The sequence below is a fragment of the Thalassobacterium maritimum genome, from assembly GCF_031127805.1.
GTDB classification, from domain to species: Bacteria; Verrucomicrobiota; Verrucomicrobiia; order Opitutales; family Coraliomargaritaceae; genus Thalassobacterium; species Thalassobacterium maritimum.
Genome location: NZ_JARXHW010000013.1, coordinates 43,174 through 60,284, shown reverse-complemented (window position 1 = coordinate 60,284; position 17,111 = coordinate 43,174). Strand labels below are relative to the sequence as shown.

General features: G+C 50.4%; 12 protein-coding genes. 8 read left to right on the top strand and 4 right to left on the bottom strand.

Annotated elements, in window-relative coordinates; translation table 11 throughout:
* Nucleotides 1-25 precede the first annotated feature (25 nt).
* On the top strand, nucleotides 26-2,407 hold the full coding sequence (locus QEH52_RS07615) for a right-handed parallel beta-helix repeat-containing protein (protein WP_308949506.1): 2,382 nt from the start codon (nucleotides 26-28) through the stop codon (nucleotides 2,405-2,407).
* Nucleotides 2,408-2,488: 81 nt separating this feature from the next.
* Nucleotides 2,489-3,880, top strand: coding sequence for a sulfatase-like hydrolase/transferase (locus tag QEH52_RS07610; RefSeq protein WP_308949505.1), 1,392 nt, complete (start codon nucleotides 2,489-2,491; stop codon nucleotides 3,878-3,880).
* 255 nt (nucleotides 3,881-4,135) lie between these two features.
* On the opposite strand, the gene QEH52_RS07605 is transcribed toward QEH52_RS07610, so the two are convergent.
* Together QEH52_RS07605 and QEH52_RS07600 are read right to left on the bottom strand one after the other, a co-directional pair.
* Nucleotides 4,136-4,924 (bottom strand): PEP-CTERM sorting domain-containing protein, encoded by a 789-nt coding sequence (locus tag QEH52_RS07605; protein ID WP_308949504.1) that lies wholly within the window; start codon nucleotides 4,922-4,924, stop codon nucleotides 4,136-4,138.
* A gap of 246 nt (nucleotides 4,925-5,170) precedes the next feature.
* Nucleotides 5,171-5,983 carry a PEP-CTERM sorting domain-containing protein gene (locus tag QEH52_RS07600; protein WP_308949503.1) on the bottom strand — a complete coding sequence of 271 codons (813 nt, stop codon included), beginning with the start codon at nucleotides 5,981-5,983 and terminating at the stop codon, nucleotides 5,171-5,173.
* A gap of 231 nt (nucleotides 5,984-6,214) precedes the next feature.
* On the opposite strand from QEH52_RS07600, the gene QEH52_RS07595 reads away from it, so the two are divergent.
* The 3 genes from QEH52_RS07595 (at nucleotide 6,215) to QEH52_RS07585 (ending at nucleotide 10,509) form a co-directional block, all read left to right on the top strand.
* Complete coding sequence (locus QEH52_RS07595) at nucleotides 6,215-8,134, top strand: sensor histidine kinase (protein WP_308949502.1); 1,920 nt, start codon at nucleotides 6,215-6,217, stop codon at nucleotides 8,132-8,134.
* A gap of 11 nt (nucleotides 8,135-8,145) precedes the next feature.
* Nucleotides 8,146-8,817 carry a response regulator gene (locus QEH52_RS07590; RefSeq protein ID WP_308949501.1) on the top strand — a complete coding sequence of 224 codons (672 nt, stop codon included), beginning with the start codon at nucleotides 8,146-8,148 and terminating at the stop codon, nucleotides 8,815-8,817.
* Between the two features lie 198 nt (nucleotides 8,818-9,015).
* A complete protein-coding gene (locus tag QEH52_RS07585) occupies nucleotides 9,016-10,509 on the top strand; it encodes a sulfatase family protein (RefSeq protein ID WP_308949500.1) in 1,494 nt (497 codons plus the stop codon).
* 283 nt (nucleotides 10,510-10,792) lie between these two features.
* Here QEH52_RS07585 and QEH52_RS07580 read toward each other — a convergent pair whose 3' ends face one another.
* Both QEH52_RS07580 and QEH52_RS07575 read right to left on the bottom strand, forming a co-directional pair.
* The gene (locus QEH52_RS07580; RefSeq protein WP_308949499.1) at nucleotides 10,793-11,995 is read right to left on the bottom strand and encodes an MFS transporter; all 1,203 of its coding nucleotides are present in this window, start codon (nucleotides 11,993-11,995) and stop codon (nucleotides 10,793-10,795) included.
* A 31-nt stretch (nucleotides 11,996-12,026) separates the two neighbouring features.
* Nucleotides 12,027-13,277: a multidrug effflux MFS transporter gene (locus tag QEH52_RS07575; protein WP_308949498.1), complete on the bottom strand. Its 1,251-nt coding sequence runs from the start codon at nucleotides 13,275-13,277 to the stop codon at nucleotides 12,027-12,029.
* 113 nt (nucleotides 13,278-13,390) lie between these two features.
* On the opposite strand from QEH52_RS07575, the gene QEH52_RS07570 reads away from it, so the two are divergent.
* The 3 genes from QEH52_RS07570 to QEH52_RS07560 all read left to right on the top strand — a co-directional run bounded on the left by QEH52_RS07570 (nucleotide 13,391) and on the right by QEH52_RS07560 (nucleotide 17,079).
* A complete protein-coding gene (locus QEH52_RS07570) occupies nucleotides 13,391-14,290 on the top strand; it encodes a LysR family transcriptional regulator (protein ID WP_308949497.1) in 900 nt (299 codons plus the stop codon).
* 183 nt (nucleotides 14,291-14,473) lie between these two features.
* Nucleotides 14,474-16,426, top strand: a complete 1,953-nt coding sequence (locus QEH52_RS07565) for a histidine kinase (protein WP_308949496.1) — start codon at nucleotides 14,474-14,476, stop codon at nucleotides 16,424-16,426.
* On the top strand, nucleotides 16,426-17,079 hold the full coding sequence (locus QEH52_RS07560; RefSeq protein WP_308949495.1) for a response regulator: 654 nt from the start codon (nucleotides 16,426-16,428) through the stop codon (nucleotides 17,077-17,079). Before QEH52_RS07565 ends, QEH52_RS07560 begins: the two co-directional genes overlap by 1 nt.
* Nucleotides 17,080-17,111: the final 32 nt, after the last annotated feature.

The following is a 17,111-nucleotide window of genomic DNA, read 5'->3' as shown; positions in this document are numbered from 1 at the left end:
TAATTTTTATAGACCCATTACAACCATGAAGAAACATAGCTCAAAAATCTATTACCTTTTATTCAGCGCGATACTCAGCTCCGCGCACGCGGTGGATCTTTACGTGAGTCCACAGGGATCGGATATGAATAGTGGCCTCCCCGGGGAACCAGTGGCGACATTTGCTTCAGCCCAGCAGAAAGCGCGCGCCTATGCCGGGAGTGAAGCCGTCACTGTGCATTTCGCAGATGGCACCTACTATCTTCCAGAGACCGTGGTCTTTACACCGGAGGACTCTGGATCTGAGAAATATCCTGTGGTATATCGCTCCACCAACGAGGGTGGTGCCGTGCTCAGTGGTGGTGCCGAACTGGCCTTAGAGTGGGCGCCGTATCGTGATGGTATTTACAAAGCACAAACTCCTAATGGTTTAATGATCGATCAGGTCTTTATCGATGGACGCAATCAGCGCATGGCGCGCTATCCCAACTACGATCCCGCAAAGAAAGCGGAACCGTATCAGGGCTATGCCGCCGATGCCTTCTCGAAGGAGCGGGCCGCAGGTTGGTCCGATCCTACGGGTGCTTACATCCATGCGATGCATAGCAAGCGATGGGGTGGTTATCATTACCTGATTACCGGTAAAGATGCCGAGGGCGAGGTGAGCTATAAAGGTGGTTGGCAGAATAATCGTCAATTGGGCATGCATAAAGCCTATCGCATGGTGGAGAACATTTTCGAAGAGCTCGATGACGAGGGGGAGTGGTATCACAATGCTAAGACCAACACGCTCTACTATAAGCCTGTTGCTGGAATGGACATCCATTCCGCCAAGGTCGAAGTGGTGCGCTTGCGCCATCTGGTTGAGTTTGACGGCAGCGAAGCCGCGCCGGTGAAATACATTACTTTACAAGGTTTCGTCGTGCGCCACGCGGCTCGCACTTTTATGGACTCCAAGGAGCCATTGCTGCGCTCAGATTGGGCGATTTATCGTGGCGGTGCATATTTTCTAACCGGCACTGAACATATTAAAATTTTGGATACTGAGTTTGATCAGGTCGGCGGTAATGCGGTCTTTGTCAATAACTACAATCGTCATGTCCTTGTTAAAGGCTGCCACATACATGATGCTGGTGCGAGTGGTGTGTGCTTCGTCGGGGATCCGAATGCCGTGCGCGATCCTTTGTTTGAATATCAGGAGACGAATGACTTGTCAAAAATCGACCGCACGCCAGGGCCTAAGACCAATAATTATCCTGCAGACTCGACTGTCGAAGACTGCTTGATTCACGGCATCGGTCGCGTCGAGCGTCAGCCCGCCGGGGTGCAAATTTCGATGGCCATGGGCATTACCGCGCGCGATCTCTCGATCTACGATTGCGCGCGTGCGGGCATCAATATCAGCGAAGGCACTTGGGGCGGTCACTTGATCGAGCGCTGTGATGTATTCGATACGGTTTTGGAAACGCACGACCACGGTTCCTTCAATTCTTGGGGGCGCGATCGCTTCTGGCACAGTAACCGTAAGGAATCGCAAAGGGAGATCGATAAAGACCCGAAACTCCCATTCTTAGATGCGATGAAGACGACCACCATTCGCGACAGCCGCTGGCGCTGTGATCATGGTTGGGATATTGATCTCGATGACGGTTCAACCAACTACGACATCTATAATAACTTGATGCTGAACAATGGCTTGAAACTGCGCGAAGGTTTCCGTCGCCATGTCTGGAATAACATTACCGTGAACAATGGACTGCATCCCCATGTGTGGTATAAGGGCAGTCAAGATCAGGTTTATTCGAATATCTTCATGGCACCTCACAAGCCAGCGGGTGCGATTGTGACCGGTGACGATGTGCGTGTAGATGGTAATTTCTATGCCGTTGCTGCAGCGACCGTTATGAAGGTCTCGCAAAAACTCGGTTGGGATCAGAACTCCGTGTATGGGGAACCGATGTTCATGGATCCAGCTAAGGGAGACTTTCGAGTGAAGTCAGACTCGGCTGCGTTAAAGGCCGGTTTTAAGAACTTTCCCATGGATCAGTTCGGAGTGAAGAAGCCTTCGCTCAAAGCGATTGCCCGCACACCAGAAATGCCTGAGTTGAAGGTGTATCAAGAGTCAGGCAAGAAGTCCGCAGCTCGTAGTCGGGAATGGTTAGGTGCAAGCTTGACGGAGCTTTCTGGCGTGGAATTCTCCGCCTATGGCGTCAGTCAAGACGATGGAGGTCTTGCGCTTTCAAAAGTGGGTCAGCGGACGCAAGCCGCGAAAGTCGGTTTGCAAGACGGTGACCTAATCCAAGCAGTGAATGGTCGTAAGACCGCGAATATGCGACAATTCAAACGTGCGACTGCTGAGGCAGAAGGCACGATTCAACTTACAGTGATTCGTGATCAGCAAGCCATGGAACTCGAACTCAGTTTGTAGTCTGTTTGAAAATACGATGAAGCAAGCACTTCTAGCCATATTGTCGGCTCTCGGCCTCTTTTAATGTTATTATAGCTTGCTATGACATTACTGAACTCACCCAAATTTGCATTGGCCCTGGTGGCTTGCTTCCTCTTAGGCATTCAATGCCAAGCTGAAGCCATTGAGAGTCGTCCCAACATAATTTTCATCTTTGCCGATGATTGGGGTTACGGCGATGTGGGTATTCACGGCAGCAGCTATTGTGAAACGCCGAATTTGGATCGTATGGCAAAGGAGGGAATGGATTTTGCCAATTTTACCGTGAACAGCCCCGTGTGCTCCCCGAGTCGGGTCGCTGTGATGACGGGGCAGTTTCCCGCTCGACATTCGATTCATCAGCATTTCCAGGGAGTTAAAGCGCATATTAAACGAGGCATGCCGGATTGGCTGGATGTCGAGGCGCCCAGCTTGCCGCGTATGTTGCAAGAGGCTGGCTACATGACGGGGCACTTCGGCAAATGGCACCTCGGTAGCTCGGGCGACTCTCCGACGGAAGACCTTTATGGCTATGATCGTTTTGCAACTTTCAATGGTTCGAAGGTGAATGAGATTAAGAAGGGGGGCCTCGCGTCCGTGGATCACGCGGAAAGCTTTATTCGTGAGTTTCATCAGCAGCCGTTCTTTGTGAATCTGTGGCTGCATGAAGTGCATACGGCGCATTACCCGCAGCCGCATTACTTAGAGCAATTCAATGCATTGAACGAACGCCAGCAGGTTTATGCCTCGGTGATCGCTGAAGGGGATGAAGCGGTTGGCCGGATTATGAAACTGCTTCGAGAATTGGATATCGATGACAACACACTGCTAGTTTTTTCGACCGATAATGGCCCAGAAATAACAACCGATGATAAAAATCACAAAGAATCAGATGGTTTGGGTAAATACTATTCAGTCGGTGAAACGGGTGGTTTAAAAGGCAAGAAACGTTCGTTGTTTTCCGGTGGTATTCGTGTGCCTTTTATCGTACGCTGGCCTAGTGTGACTCCCGCAGGAGTCGTCGACGAGACTTCGGTGCTTACCGCGGTGGATCTGCTCCCGACTTTCTTGGCTGCCGCAGGTGTGCCGCTGCCGGAAGACTATCAGCCAGACGGGGAAAATGTGCTGTCTGCATTTAAGGGCGAAGGCTTTAGCAGAACGAAACCAATTTTCTGGGAATGGAGAGGCGGAGATAATCAGGCCTATACATGGCCTTCACTGGCCGTGCGTGATGGTAAATGGAAGCTGCTTGTCAATCAGGAGCAGGGGAGACGTGAGCTCTATAATTTGGAAGCAGACTGGGCAGAAACGCAGGACGTATCGGCTACGTTTCCAGAGGTCGTCCAAGCTTTGAGCGAGAAACTAGATAACTGGAAGGCTAGCTTGCCGACTGGACCGTCCAGCAAGGCCTTATCCAGTGCGCGAGCCAAAGCCACAGCGAAGCTGAAGAAATAAGGATTGGATCGTATCTGATATAAAACGACTAAAGTCTCTATGCTGTTGAGGAGTCTATTGGGTGCAGCAGGTAGCCGGAGCTTCTAGCTCCAAGGGCACTATGCACGGGAGCAGGATGCTCCCAGTACACTTTGCTGTTTTTGATCGTTAAGCGGTTCAAGTATCGCTTCCCAATAAAATGATGACTCTCTCCCCAAAAAAGGTCGCCTGCAACCAGTGCAGGCGACCTTACCCTATATAACCCTGTTGAAAAAATTACTTGCGGCGGCGAACCATTGCATAGCTCAAGCCGAGGAGGCCGGCTAGCATTGCGTAACTGCTGGGCTCTGGAACGGCAGAGAGCGACACCGAATTGATAGCTTTAGTACCTTGGTCATCTTGCCCGTATGCTACAAAATAGAAATCTTTGCTGAAGTCAAATGTGGCTATATTACCGGAGTCTCGGATCGATCCATCGAAGGTCCATGACCAATCGGCTCCGCCGGAGCCATCATTTTCAAGGCTTATGACGACTGTGTGTGTGCCCAAGGTCAATGCGCTTCCAGTCGACAAGTTCGATTGGTTTGTGCCGTCTGTGAGTGTGAGGTTTCCAGTCGAGTTAGTCACGCCAAAGCCATATGTGTTGCTATCGTTGGGAGTTTGCGCACTGCCACCGTTATCATCTAGGAAGGGATTGTATTTATTATAGCTAGAGAAATTAGTATCATCACTCAAGAGTCCAAACGCCATCTCACTGGCTCCTCCATAACTTGACTGGCTATAATTAACGGTCAGCTCAAAACCTTCCGTTGACTGGAAACTATTCGAAGAATAGATTAATGCTCTCTCCTTGTAATTCGTGCCGACGCCAGTGACGTATTGCAGGCCCCCATCATCGGCCCAGGATTTAGTGCCACCGATTGAATTGTTTACCAGTCCACCACCGGTGCCTGAGTTCGTGGCGAGGCCGTCGTTGTCGAAGGTGTCGGAGTAAATGATTGTGGCTGCATGTCCGGCGGTTGCCAGTAGCAGGGATGCGGTGAGGGTGGTCAGTGTTGTCTTCATTTTATTAGTATTAATTTGAAGTGTGTATTGTGTTGGGTTCTGGTTTGTGAGGTGAATTTGAAATGATTGTAGGACAAAACCACCTACTATTTATTAAGTAGCGTTATTCTAACGATATTATCCAATTCTGTCTATTACGTGTACGCATGGTTTTATTGGGTGCCCGTTTCGCTTCGACTCCAAGGAGGGTCAAAAAAAAGGCCACCTACAATTAGTGCAGGTGGCCTTAACTAGTGTAATGGATAATTACTTACGACGGCGAACCATTGCATAGCTCAAGCCGAGGAGGCCAGCGAGCAGTACGTAGCTGCTGGGTTCGGGGATGGTAATTGTGAAGTCGACGCCGTTAACTCCAAAACGCTGAACGTTTGAATAAGTCAAACCGTCCAGAACCGGATCCGCGGCAGTGAGATACATTTGCTCTCCTTCATCTAAACTGCCAGCAGCAATACTGTAATCCGTTGCATTGAATCTCGTTTCAAATAAGTCGCTGCCCACATCGCCAATCACAACTAAGTGGCCATAACCTCTACCAGTTTCTTGATAACTTGTGCCTGTAAAGCTACCTGAGGGGGAACCGTCGTAAGCCAGATTCGTGGTTAAAGTGAAATTTTGTAGAGTGAACTCCAACGTTTCGCCCGCATCAAACAAGCCATCAACCGCCGTCCAACGCTCATCCGTAATGTCGACTGCCGCATCCGTGTTGCCGATGGTAGTGACAACGCCACTATTCGCATTCACATCTTCATCTGTATCGGTAAAGCTTGTGCTGGCGGAACTGCCGGTCCACCCCTGAACCAAGACATCAAAGCTTAGCGTGTCGTTAATCAGATCACCGTCGAAACTAGATCCAGTATAAGTGACGGTATATTTGAAATTGTTACCGTCGGCAACCCCGGTGACAGACAATTCAGCATCGGCAGTTGTGAAGCCGCCGACTGTAAGGCTGTTCGTTGAGTCAAATGCTGTTGATAGGTTTGTAAAGCTCAAGGTGGTGTCTGCTTGTGCAGCACCCACCATAAGCAGTGAAGTCACTAGGGGCGTTGTATATTTTTTCATAATCGTATTTTCTATTGGGTTGGTTAACAAGAATTGAGCAGCTGTTGTTTCGCTATAATCGCGCTAAACTGATCCATTTATACTATAACAATTTGCGCCAACTCAGTCTATTACGTGTACGCATAAAAAAGCCGGATTTTCTCTTGGAGCGTGGATGATCACTAGGTTCTTTTCGTCGGACTAGGGATACTTGTTTGCTCTATTCGAAATTGCTGTTTAGTTTTATATTTCATGATTCGCGTTCTATTCTGCATAACCTTTGTTTACTGCTGTCTGAGTGCGCCTGCTCAAGCGGACGAGCGATCTATTTCGGACTTGGAGGCTCGGAAAGAGGCGATCAATTTAGAGCTTAGCGGACTCGCGTATCCGAGCTTGCGCGGAGGCGTGGGGGCGATCGGCTTTCATTCGCGCCCGTTTCTGCAGGATGACGAACCTCTTTGGATAGAGATCGATTTGGGCCAAGGGCGATTGATTGACGAGATCGCGTTAGTCCCTGTGCTTTGGCGCGATATGGAGGCAGGCTTTCGGGCGAATGCGTTCCCCGTTGCGTTTCGCGTACGGGCTGGGACGCTTGAAGACCAAGAAGGTGTGGTCGTGGCCGAATATGAAGCGGAGGATACCCTGAAGTCGATCTATCCATTAGTACTTCCGATAGAAGCTACCAAGGCTTCGTGGGTCAGGCTTGAAGTCACCCGTATGTCGAAGCGAGTGCATGACGAACGATATGTATTTCAACTTGCGGAAATCATGGTTTTTAGCGGATTACAAAATGTTGCTTTGCGTCGCCCGGTTAAATTTTCGTTTCAGAGGCCTCGGGATCCTTCGGGCGCTTGGGCGAGTCGCTTCTTGGTCGATGGAAGCGTTCCCTATTTAATGGATACAGCGTCCGGGCATCAGAGTTTAGGGTATTTGAGCGGATTTGGTGAAAGCCCCGATATTTACATTGATTTGGGGGCGTCTTACCCGATTTCGGAAATCCGACTACATGCGGTGCATCAGAGTAATCATGTACCTCAAGCGTATTTTGGTGATCTAGGTATTCCGCGGCACATGCGAATTGAAGGAGCCAATCAAGCTGATTTTTCGGATGCGATGGTATTATTGGATTACCGCGTGAAGAGGATCTCCGATACGGGGCCGATCATGATGTGGAATTTGCCTGAGACGAATTGTCGTTTTGTTCGCTTAGTAACTGTTGAAAAAAATGTCTCGTTCGGGGTGTCCGAACGCTTGTCGAGAATTGGTTTTTCTGAAATCGAGCTAATCTCATCGGGACAGAATGCCGCCCTGGGTAAAAAGACCTGGGTGGACTCTTCGCTTGAAGCCTATCGCTCACCTGAGCAGCTCACGGATGGTTTAAACGCATACGGATCGATACTTCCGACACGAAGATGGATGGAAGAGTTGGCCTTGCGAAATGATTTGGAGCTTGAGCTTAAGCACTTGGAGGCAGCGCTGAACCTAAAATACATGCGTCAAAAAGTCATTTTGAGTTGGATGCGATGGATCGTGGTGTTGGCACTGGTCGGATCGGGCTTTGTCATCCTTTATAGTCGTTTGCAAGCCATTCGAAAAGAAGCCATTATACGTGAGCGTATCGCTGCGAACCTGCATGACGAATTAGGAGCCAATTTGCATTCTATTGGAATACTCAGTGACCTTGCCCGGGAGTCGATTGCGACTCCAGAGCCATTGGACGACATACTTCAGAAAATCCGTGGTTTGACCGAGCGCACCGGAGCGGCCGCGCGTTATTGCTCCAATATGCTTGGGGCGAAGGGGATTTGTGATGATCTGGTTGATGATATCAAGCGAGAGGCGCGTCGTCTCTTGGTAGACATTCCATATGAGCTAACGATTGAGAATGAGCAGATATTGAATGACTTAAAACGAAGGAAGCGCATTGATCTCTACTTGTTTTTTAAAGAGTCCTTGGTTAATGTCGTCCGGCATGCGAAGGCGACATCAGTTCAAATTCGTTTTAGTGGAAATAAGAAGGAGGTTACTTTAATGGTTGCCGATAATGGCTGTGGTTTTACTGGTGATTTGCCTCGTTCTTTACGGAGGCGTGCACGCTTGATGCGAGCGAGGGCTTCCGTCGAACATCCTGATGCCGGAGGAACAGTCATTTATTTAAAACTCAAAGTGTAAGAATATATCCCATGAAAAAGCCTATCCAAATATTATTAGTCGAAGATAATGCGGAATACCGTGACGTGATGAACCTCGCGATTGGTCGAGAGACGGATATGGAGATGCTGAGTCAATTCGGCACCGCTGAAAAGGCGATCGCGAGCCTTGCGGAAGGGAGTGCCTCAGCCCGTCCAGACATTGTTTTACTCGATTTGTGCCTGCCTGGTATGAGTGGACTCGATGCGATTCCCTTGATTCAGGATGAGGCCGACGGAGTGAAGATCATTGTGCTCAGCCAGTCGGATGCCCAAGCAGACGTCATGCGTGCCATTACTTTAGGCGTTTCGGGGTACCTTTTAAAGTCTTCCACTTCTCAACAGATTAAGGAAGCTATTCGTAATGTCGTGAATGGTGATGCCAGCATCGATCCCTCACTCGCTAAGTATCTACTGAAAAACCTGAGGGAGAAGTCATCGAAATCGGCCGTTAAAAAGCTGCTGTCAAAACGCGAGCTGCAAGTATTGGAGCTGTTAGCTGATGGTGATATGAAAAAAGAGATTAGCGATAAGCTCTTTATCAGCTATTCGACCGTGGACGCACATGTGCGCCATATCTACGAGAAACTGAATGTTCGGAACGCTCCCGCAGCGGTCCGGACAGCCTATCAGATGGGGATATTTCCGTCAGATGAATGGCTGTAGTTGTGATTGCCGGATGTAGTGCCGCGGTAATTGCGACTACGATAATTCGAGTCGCCAGTTAGGCTTCAGTTGCTGGGTCGTAAGAATTATGTGAATGCGTAATGTTTATTTGATACGCAGTTCTGTATACTTGTCTGAGTGCATTGATCAGTTTCATTAGTTTGCCTGATTATAGCCATTTTGAATGACAAGGTAGAGATGAATATAATTTTTAAGACACTGACTGTAAATGCTTTGCTACTGGGGACTTCTTTGTTGCTGAGTGCTCAATCTAAACAGCCCAATATCGTCTTCTTACTCTCGGATGATCAGAGTACCTATTCGGTCGGATGCTATGGGAATAGCGATGTGCAGACGCCGCAAATGGATCGACTCGGAGCCGAGGGCCTAATCTTCGATAAGCATTACGTTAGCACTGCCATTTGTATGGCGAGTCGTGCCACCATTTTTACCGGAATGTATGAATACAAAACGGGCACCAACTTTTACCACGGTAACATGCAAGCTGAAGTCTGGGAAAAGTCTTATCCAGTCCTGTTACGTGGGGCTGGCTACCTCACTGCATTTGCGGGTAAATTCGGGTTCGAAGTCGAGGGCAAAGGGCTCTGCGCAGAGGATTTTGATTTTTGGGGTGGGTCGCCAGGTCAGACTCATTATGAGACAGCACTGAACGAAACGATGGCAAAGTATGCAGCCGATTACCCACATTCCACGCTTTCTTACGGTGCGTTTGGACAGGATGTCATCAAAGAGTCGGTGAAGTTGGGGAAACCATTCTGCTTGTCGATCAGCTTTAAAGCACCGCATAAGCCAGCGACTCCAGATCCACGCTTTGATGCCATCTATGCTGGAAAGTCTTTTACTAAGCCTGATAATTTTGGACGCGAATTTTCGGATCATCTTGCGCCTCAGAGTAAACTAGATCGTCAATGGGCGCGTTTTTCAGAATGGGATTATGATAGTGACTATGACGGTGTCATGCAAATCTACCACCAGCAGGTGTATGCCATTGATGTGGCCTTAGGCATGATTCGTGAAGAGTTGGAAAGGCAAGGAGTGGCCGACAATACGGTTATTATCTATACCAGTGATAACGGATTTCTTTGTGGCTCTCATGGCTATGGTTCAAAGGTATTACCACTGGAGGAATCCTCTCGCGTTCCTCTTATGATCTACGACCCACGCAGTACCGCCTTGCCCCGACAGCGACGCACGCGTCAGTTGACCTGCAATATAGATTTTGCTCCAACGATTTTATCACTAGCAGGATTGCCGATTCCAGATAATATGGACGGACACAGCTTGTTGCCGATTCTGGAGAATCCTGACCAAGGCGGGCATGAACAAATCACATTAGTGAACACATGGGGGTCGGCTAGCCTGAGTGTGGTCACGCCTCGCTACAAATACAATTACTGGTGGCAGGGGGGCGATGGCATGGAACCATTTGAGGAGTTTTTTGATCTCGAAAAAGACCCGTCCGAAAAAGTGAATTTGGCTAAAAACCCTGAGTATGCGCAAGTGTTTAAGAAGATGCAGAAGGCATACGCGGATCGAGTGGCCATGTGGCAATCAGATGCGGTTCCATATAACGATTATGAACGTTATGGAGTGCTGTATGATCCCGAACTTTCGCTTGATGCTAAGGATTGCGCCAGCCAGAAGCCGAAAAAGCAAAGGCGGAAAAAATAGCTGCGGCATTGCTGCCATCACTGCGAATGATTACCAGATTCCGAAACCTGGGCTGCTGAGTTACCGGCGACTGCGTGAGAAGATCGTGTCAGCTTTTTGACTGCGATTTCGGATGAGCCAATGTTTTCAACGTCCGTAGCACCGTCGGTGCGCTCGGCATCGCGCCGGTTCCGAGAACCGAGGTTACAAAAGACATATCTATTAGGACTAAATTTTTTCGAATGGGTATGATTCGCGTAGCGGTTATGCAGGAGAAACCTCTGCTGCACGTAGCACTTAGCTGTTACGAGCGGCCATGGTGTTTACGGCTGAGCAAATGTTGCACTAAAGCCGCGACGATTAGGGCGCTGCCAAAGAGTGCCATGCCTTGCCAGCCTGCGAGACTCATCACTTGCACCCCCAACGCGGACCCTAGGGCGGCACCTAGGAAGTAGCACAGCATATAGACGGCATTCATGCGGCTTTGAGCGGCGGGATCGATGGAGAGCACGCGCACTTGGTTGGCGATCTGGGCCCCAAACACGCCTAGGTCGACGAATACGATGCCGACGATGAGCCCGGTTAAGGTATTTCCCCAGAGCACTAGCACGGCGAAGGCGAATAGGACGAGGACTAGGCCGCTGGTGATTAACTTGCGCGAGCCTAGTGTGTGTACGAAGCGACCCGACAATTTTGCGCCGAAGATACCAGCTAGGCCAACTAGGCCAAACAAGCCTGCTTGTTGCACGGTGTAAGACATCGGTGCGTCCATGACGTGAATCGCCAGCGTCGCCCACATGGCATTGAATGCGGCAAACCAAAGCGCGCCTGTGATGGCAGAATCCCGCAAGGAGCGATGCTGCTTAAATAAGCTAAACATGGATCCGATCAGTTGCGGATACCTCATTTGGGCAGTGGGCGTGCTGGCTGGTAGGTAAACTTTGAGCAAGATGCCCATCACGGCTGCGATGATGGCTGCCGAGAGAAATACACTGCGCCAGCCGAAGTATTCGGCCATACTACCACTGATGGTTCGCGAGAGCAGAATGCCAACGGTGACGCCAGTCATGAGAGTGGCGACTACCTTTCCCCGTGATTCCTGCGTTGATAGCGAGGCAGCAAAGGGAATCAATTGCTGGGTTATGTTCGACCCCAGCCCCATGACAAAGCAGGCGAACACTAGGGTGATGAAGTTCGGGGCCAGACAGGCGACTATCAGCGCCAGTGTCAGTAGCCCGGACAGATTGCGAATCAGTGCGCGTCGATCCATTACATCGCCGAGCGGGGAGATCAGCAGAATCGCTGCGGAATAGCCTAACTGAGATGCCGCGGGAATGAAGCCGATGCGACCTTCCGCGAGGCCAAAGCTCGCATTGATATTCGGCAGCAGTGGTTGATTGTAAAAAATCGTGGCTGTAGAGGCGGAGGCTGCAGTGGCCATGAGCCACAGCAAGCCGCGTCCAATGGTAGCTTGCGTGGCTGGCTTTGTGGGCGGAGCGGGAGGCATTGCGAGAGGCGTTGAGCGTTGAACTCGAGAACTATGACGCTTCCGCGATCGAGATATCGCTCACTTCGGCCTTGGATTTTTGCTGCGTCAGAGTGATAAAACAGATGACTGCACTTAGACTCGCGCAGGCGATTAAGCATGCCATTGGGAGTGGATTATTTTCGCCCATCAAGCCCACTAAAGGCGACGCGATGGCGCCTAAGCCAAACTGCGTGGCACCTAATACTGCGGAGGCCGTTCCGGCCGCTTCCGGCACTTGGCGGATAGCCAGAGCGCTGGCATTGCCAATAATAGGGCCCACACTGGCGACTGTGAAGAAGATGGCAGGCATTATAAAGATGGCACCGGCTCCGATGCTGGTGAAAATGAGCACTGCCGCAGCCGCTATCAGTTGCACTGCAAGGCTGATACTGACGAGTGTGCGGGGGGCCACTCGCATCACAAGTCGGGCAGAGATGGCACCGAATAGAATGATGCCCAGCGCGTTGACGCCAAAGGCGATGGAATACTGCGTCGCGCTCAGGCCGAGCACATTTTGAAAGACAAATGGAGAGGCGGCGATATAGCCAAAGAGTGCCATGAAGGCGAAACTCGTGACCAGCGTGTAGCCCAGGTATGCGCGGTGGGTGACTAAGCGGAGGATATTGTGCCGGAGCGCTTGTCGTGATGCATGGACGCGTTGCGCCACAGGCAAGCTTTCTGTGATATAACGAAGCACCCCGATAAAGGCGATCACCGAGAGTAGGGCGGTGACCAGAAACACAGCTCGCCAGCCCGCGGTGGTGACGATTAAAGTCCCGGTGATGGGCGCCAGAATGGGCGCTACGCCGCCTATCATAGTCATGATTTGGGTCTGCCGAGCAACTGTCGCCGAATCGGGTGCGCGGTCGGCGATGATCGCGCGGGCCAGCACTACGCCGGCGGCACCACCAAAGCCCTGCAAGCCGCGTAGCACGATTAAGCTTTCGATATTAGGGACAATGACGCACAGCAGCCCTGAGAGTATCGTGAGTGCGGTTCCGTATAGCAAGGGCTTGCAGCGGCCATAGTTGTCTGACAGGGGACCAATCACCAGTTGCCCCAGTGCCAGCCCAATTAAGAAACTCGTGAGGGTGAGTTGTGTTGCGGAGGCCCCTGCACCCAGTGTTTCGGATATTTGAGGGAATCCGGGCAGATACATGTCGGTGGCGATCGGCGCGACCGCAGATAACAAGGACAGTACGCAGATCGCTTGTAAGCCGAGTGGTGCATGGATTGCTTGAGATTTTTCAGAAAGTGGCATGACGTTTTTTTGCGATTAGAGTTCGTGAATGCCATGAATGTAGCATTTAGTTTGCTATAAGGGAAATGTTGATAAGTGATCGCATTAATGCATATTTGTTATAAATAAGGATTATGGAACTACGATTACTTCGAACCTTTGTGGCAGTGGCAGAGTTGAAAAACTTTTCTGCAGCCGCGCGTGTGCTCAATACCGTGCAGCCCGCGGTGAGTCGTCAGATTGCGGATTTAGAAGATGAGCTCGGTGTCAGTCTATTTTGGCGCAGCACCCGGGAGGTTAAGGTCACGGCGGCCGGAGAGATGCTTTGGGGCGAAGCCGTCGCGTTACTGGCGCATGAGCAGCGAGCCAAAGCATTGGTACAGCGCGCAGCCAGGGGCGAAGTGGGGCGTTTGCGAATTGCTTACATGGGCTCCGCCTGTGCGCATTTTATACCTCAACTGGTGAGAGCCTATACCAAAGCTTTTCCAGAAGTGCAGGTGAGTTTGGTCGAGATGACAGTGCAGCAGCAGCTGGATGCGTTTAATGCTGATTTGATAGATATCGGCTTTTCACGACCTTTGCCGCAAGCGGCCCGGCAAGGGTTTGCCGTGGAGCAAGTATATGTGGATACACTCATGGCAGTATTGCCCGCAGAACATCGACTGGCGGGAGAAACTGAGCTGGCGTTGGGCCGTCTGATTGAGGAGCCTTTTGTTTTATTTCAGCGCAGTCAGGCGATGGGGCTGTTTGATCAAATCATCAGTGCCTGTGAGCGCGAGGGGCTTGCTCCGCGCATTGTCAGTGAGCCAGAGAGCATGCAGATGCTGGTGACTGAGGTGGCTGCCGGGCTTGGTGTCTCGATCGTGCCAAGCTGTGTGCGACGCCTGTTTACCGCAGGCTGTGTTTTTATCCCGCTGCGTCCGCAAAACTTGTCCATCGCGACTGAACTACACTACCGGGCAGAGGCGCCTCAACCGGCAGTCGAGGCCTTTGTGGCGCTCACTTTGCAAGCCAGGCAGGATATCGAGGCTTAGTGGGCGAATTTGGTCGATGGTCCGCATTACTACGGTGTTAGCGCATAGCTACTCAAGTAATTCGAGTGCTCTGCGCGCGTCGGCTCATTCACAGGAAGATCAAAATGTGCCTAGTTTAGTTCGACTTGTCGGATGTCCACTGTCAGGTGTAGGCTTTGCCTTTTTATGTGTTCTGCTAAGAAATTGTTGTCCTTGATTACCGTGCTGACCTGCACGGGAGCTGTGCTGTTTGGCGTGGATGTGACATCCATACGACAATTGTCGTTGGCTCATTTAGAGGAGCGCTTGGTGGAAATAGAGCAAGGCTTGGAGTCTTTAGCATATTTCAGCCTAAACTCGGGAGTGGGGCCGATTGGATATCGCTCGATGGCTTATGATGCCCCCGATCACTTCGAATGGGTGCAGATCAATTTGGAGCAGACTCGTCGAATCGACCAAATAGTATTAGTGCCTACGGTCTGGCGAGATATGGCAAAGGGTTTTGTGGCGGATGGGTTTCCTGTGGCATTCCACTTGCGAGTGGGCCGCAATGACGATTCTTATGGGCGTGTCGTCGCTGACTATGACTTCGGCGATGTGCCACTGGAGAGTGTCGCCCCTTTGGTCATTCCCATTGAATCCGTGGAGGCGGATTGGATTCGTCTGGAAGCAACGCGCTTGTCAAAGCGAGCGCGAGATCATAAATACATTTTTCAGTTGGCCGAAATCATGGCTTTCGAAGGGCCATATAATCAAGCCTTACATCAGCCGGTTGCGATCTCCCGGAAGATTTACCCTTCCAACGCGTGGGGAGCTGCTTGCCTGGTGGACGGTATCTTGCCTTACGCGATGAATGCGGCCTATGGCGAAAAAAGTTTGCCTATGATCAGTCGCGTTAATGTGGGAGAGACGGCAACTATTTCGATTGATTTGGAAGCGAACTATCCGCTTTCCCGCCTGCGGTTACACGCGGTGGATCAAGGTGATACTATGCCGCGCGCCTTTCAGGGAGATTTTGGGATTCCTCAGGCATTTATTTTAGAAGGTGCCAATCAGCCGGATTTTTCGGATGCAGTTCGTTTGCTTGAAGTCCGCTTCAATGATATTTTCGAAATGGGGCCCATCATGGAGTGGGCTTTTCCCGAACACGACTGCCAATATGTGCGCTTGGTCGCGACTAAACCTTATATGTATCGCTCTGAGCGGGTATCTGGGACGCGAATTGGTTTTGCCGAATTAGAGTTGCTGGCTGAGGGAGCGAATGTGGCGTTAGACAAAATGGTGACGCCCGACTTTCGACTGAGTTCGGATTTGGTGACACGTGGTGCGTTAACGGATGGTCATAATTTGAGCGGTCAGATTTTGCCGATTCGAGAGTGGATGGAGCAATTGGCTAAGCGCAGCGCTTTGGAGGCGGAGCGACCATTGGTCTTAGCTCAAATTTCCGAATACTATGCCGTGCAGAAGAAGAGATTTCGTCTATTGGCCTGGTTGATTGCGTTTCTTCTCGTATTGGTTGTATTGGCGACTTTCTACGCGCGTATGGCGCGGCAGCGTAGAGAGGCTTCGATACGAGAGCGAATTGCCGCCAATTTGCATGATGAGCTTGGAGCAAATTTACATGCAATTGGACTTTTTGGGGACTTGGCAAAAGATGCGGTCGATCGTAAAGAGGAATTGGTGGATACGCTTGACCGCATGCGTGCCTTGACTGTGCGCACTGGCAAGGCTGCGAGGAATTGTGCCAATCTGTTGGAGGCACAAGGCTTCTGCGATGACTTGCTGTTTGAGATGAAGCAGGACATGGATCATCTATTGGCTGATTTAGAGCATCAGTTCGTTGTAGAAGGAGAGAACTTTCTCCAGCAGATCCAGCGACGCACACGTTTAGATTTGTATTTATTTTATAAAGAAGCACTGACAAATATTATTCGTCACTCTGGGGCAACTGAGGTGAGCACTACACTGATTGCCGATGCAAAAGTCATACGACTGATGGTGATCGACAATGGTCATGGCATCTTGGATGCTGTGCCGAAAGCACTTGCTCGTCGGGCACGCCTGCTTCGTGCTGATTTAAACATTGATACCCCCGAAGATGGCAGCGGTACCCGTGTCTACTTAGTCGTCAAAAAACGCAGATTTGGAGTCCTATAATGAAAGAACCGATTAAAATTATGTTGGTCGAAGACAATCGTGAGTATCGTGACGTGATTGATCTGGCGATGTCTCGTGAAGAAGACCTGGAACTAGTGTCTGAATTTGTCACTGCGGAAATCGCATTGCGCAGCGTGCAGGGGAATGCGCCGAAACTGCCTGATGTGGTGTTGTTAGATTTGCGTCTGCCGGGAATGAGCGGCTTAGAGGTCTTGCCGTATTTTACACAGGCGATGCCCAGAGCCAAAGTAATCATTTTGACGCAATCGGACAGTGAGGAGGATGTGCTTAAAGCGATTTCCTTGGGTGCGTCTGGATATTTGTTAAAATCATCCACCATTACTGAGATTAAAGACGGCATACGTTTGGTGGTGAACGGTGGAGCAAGCCTTGATCCCTCTGTGGCGAAGTTTGTGCTCAAAACTCTGCAGGCAAAATTGCCGACTGAAGAATTGAATGCGGCGCTTAGCGGACGTGAACAAGAAGTGCTAGTGCTGATTAGCGAAGGGCTGATGAAGAAAGAGATTTGTGACCGACTTGGCATCGGCTATGCCACAGTGGATACCCACGTTCGCCATATTTATGAAAAATTGGACGTCAAGAATGCGCCTGCTGCCGTCACAAAAGCCTTTCGTTTAGGGCTTTTCGACTAGCTGGTCAGGAGTCGTAAACGCAAAATAAATAA

Bases quoted from the DNA above. Each gene is read 5' to 3' on its own strand.
- QEH52_RS07600 (WP_308949503.1), bottom strand. From the start codon at position 5,983: ATGAAAAAATATACAACGCCCCTAGTGACTTCACTGCTTATGGTGGGT.
- QEH52_RS07615 (WP_308949506.1), top strand. From the start codon at position 26: ATGAAGAAACATAGCTCAAAAATCTATTACCTTTTATTCAGCGCGATA.
- QEH52_RS07575 (WP_308949498.1), bottom strand. From the start codon at position 13,277: ATGCCACTTTCTGAAAAATCTCAAGCAATCCATGCACCACTCGGCTTA.
- QEH52_RS07605 (WP_308949504.1), bottom strand. From the start codon at position 4,924: ATGAAGACAACACTGACCACCCTCACCGCATCCCTGCTACTGGCAACC.
- QEH52_RS07570 (WP_308949497.1), top strand. From the start codon at position 13,391: ATGGAACTACGATTACTTCGAACCTTTGTGGCAGTGGCAGAGTTGAAA.
- QEH52_RS07560 (WP_308949495.1), top strand. From the start codon at position 16,426: ATGAAAGAACCGATTAAAATTATGTTGGTCGAAGACAATCGTGAGTAT.
- QEH52_RS07585 (WP_308949500.1), top strand. From the start codon at position 9,016: ATGAATATAATTTTTAAGACACTGACTGTAAATGCTTTGCTACTGGGG.
- QEH52_RS07595 (WP_308949502.1), top strand. From the start codon at position 6,215: ATGATTCGCGTTCTATTCTGCATAACCTTTGTTTACTGCTGTCTGAGT.
- QEH52_RS07610 (WP_308949505.1), top strand. From the start codon at position 2,489: ATGACATTACTGAACTCACCCAAATTTGCATTGGCCCTGGTGGCTTGC.
- QEH52_RS07580 (WP_308949499.1), bottom strand. From the start codon at position 11,995: ATGCCTCCCGCTCCGCCCACAAAGCCAGCCACGCAAGCTACCATTGGA.
- QEH52_RS07590 (WP_308949501.1), top strand. From the start codon at position 8,146: ATGAAAAAGCCTATCCAAATATTATTAGTCGAAGATAATGCGGAATAC.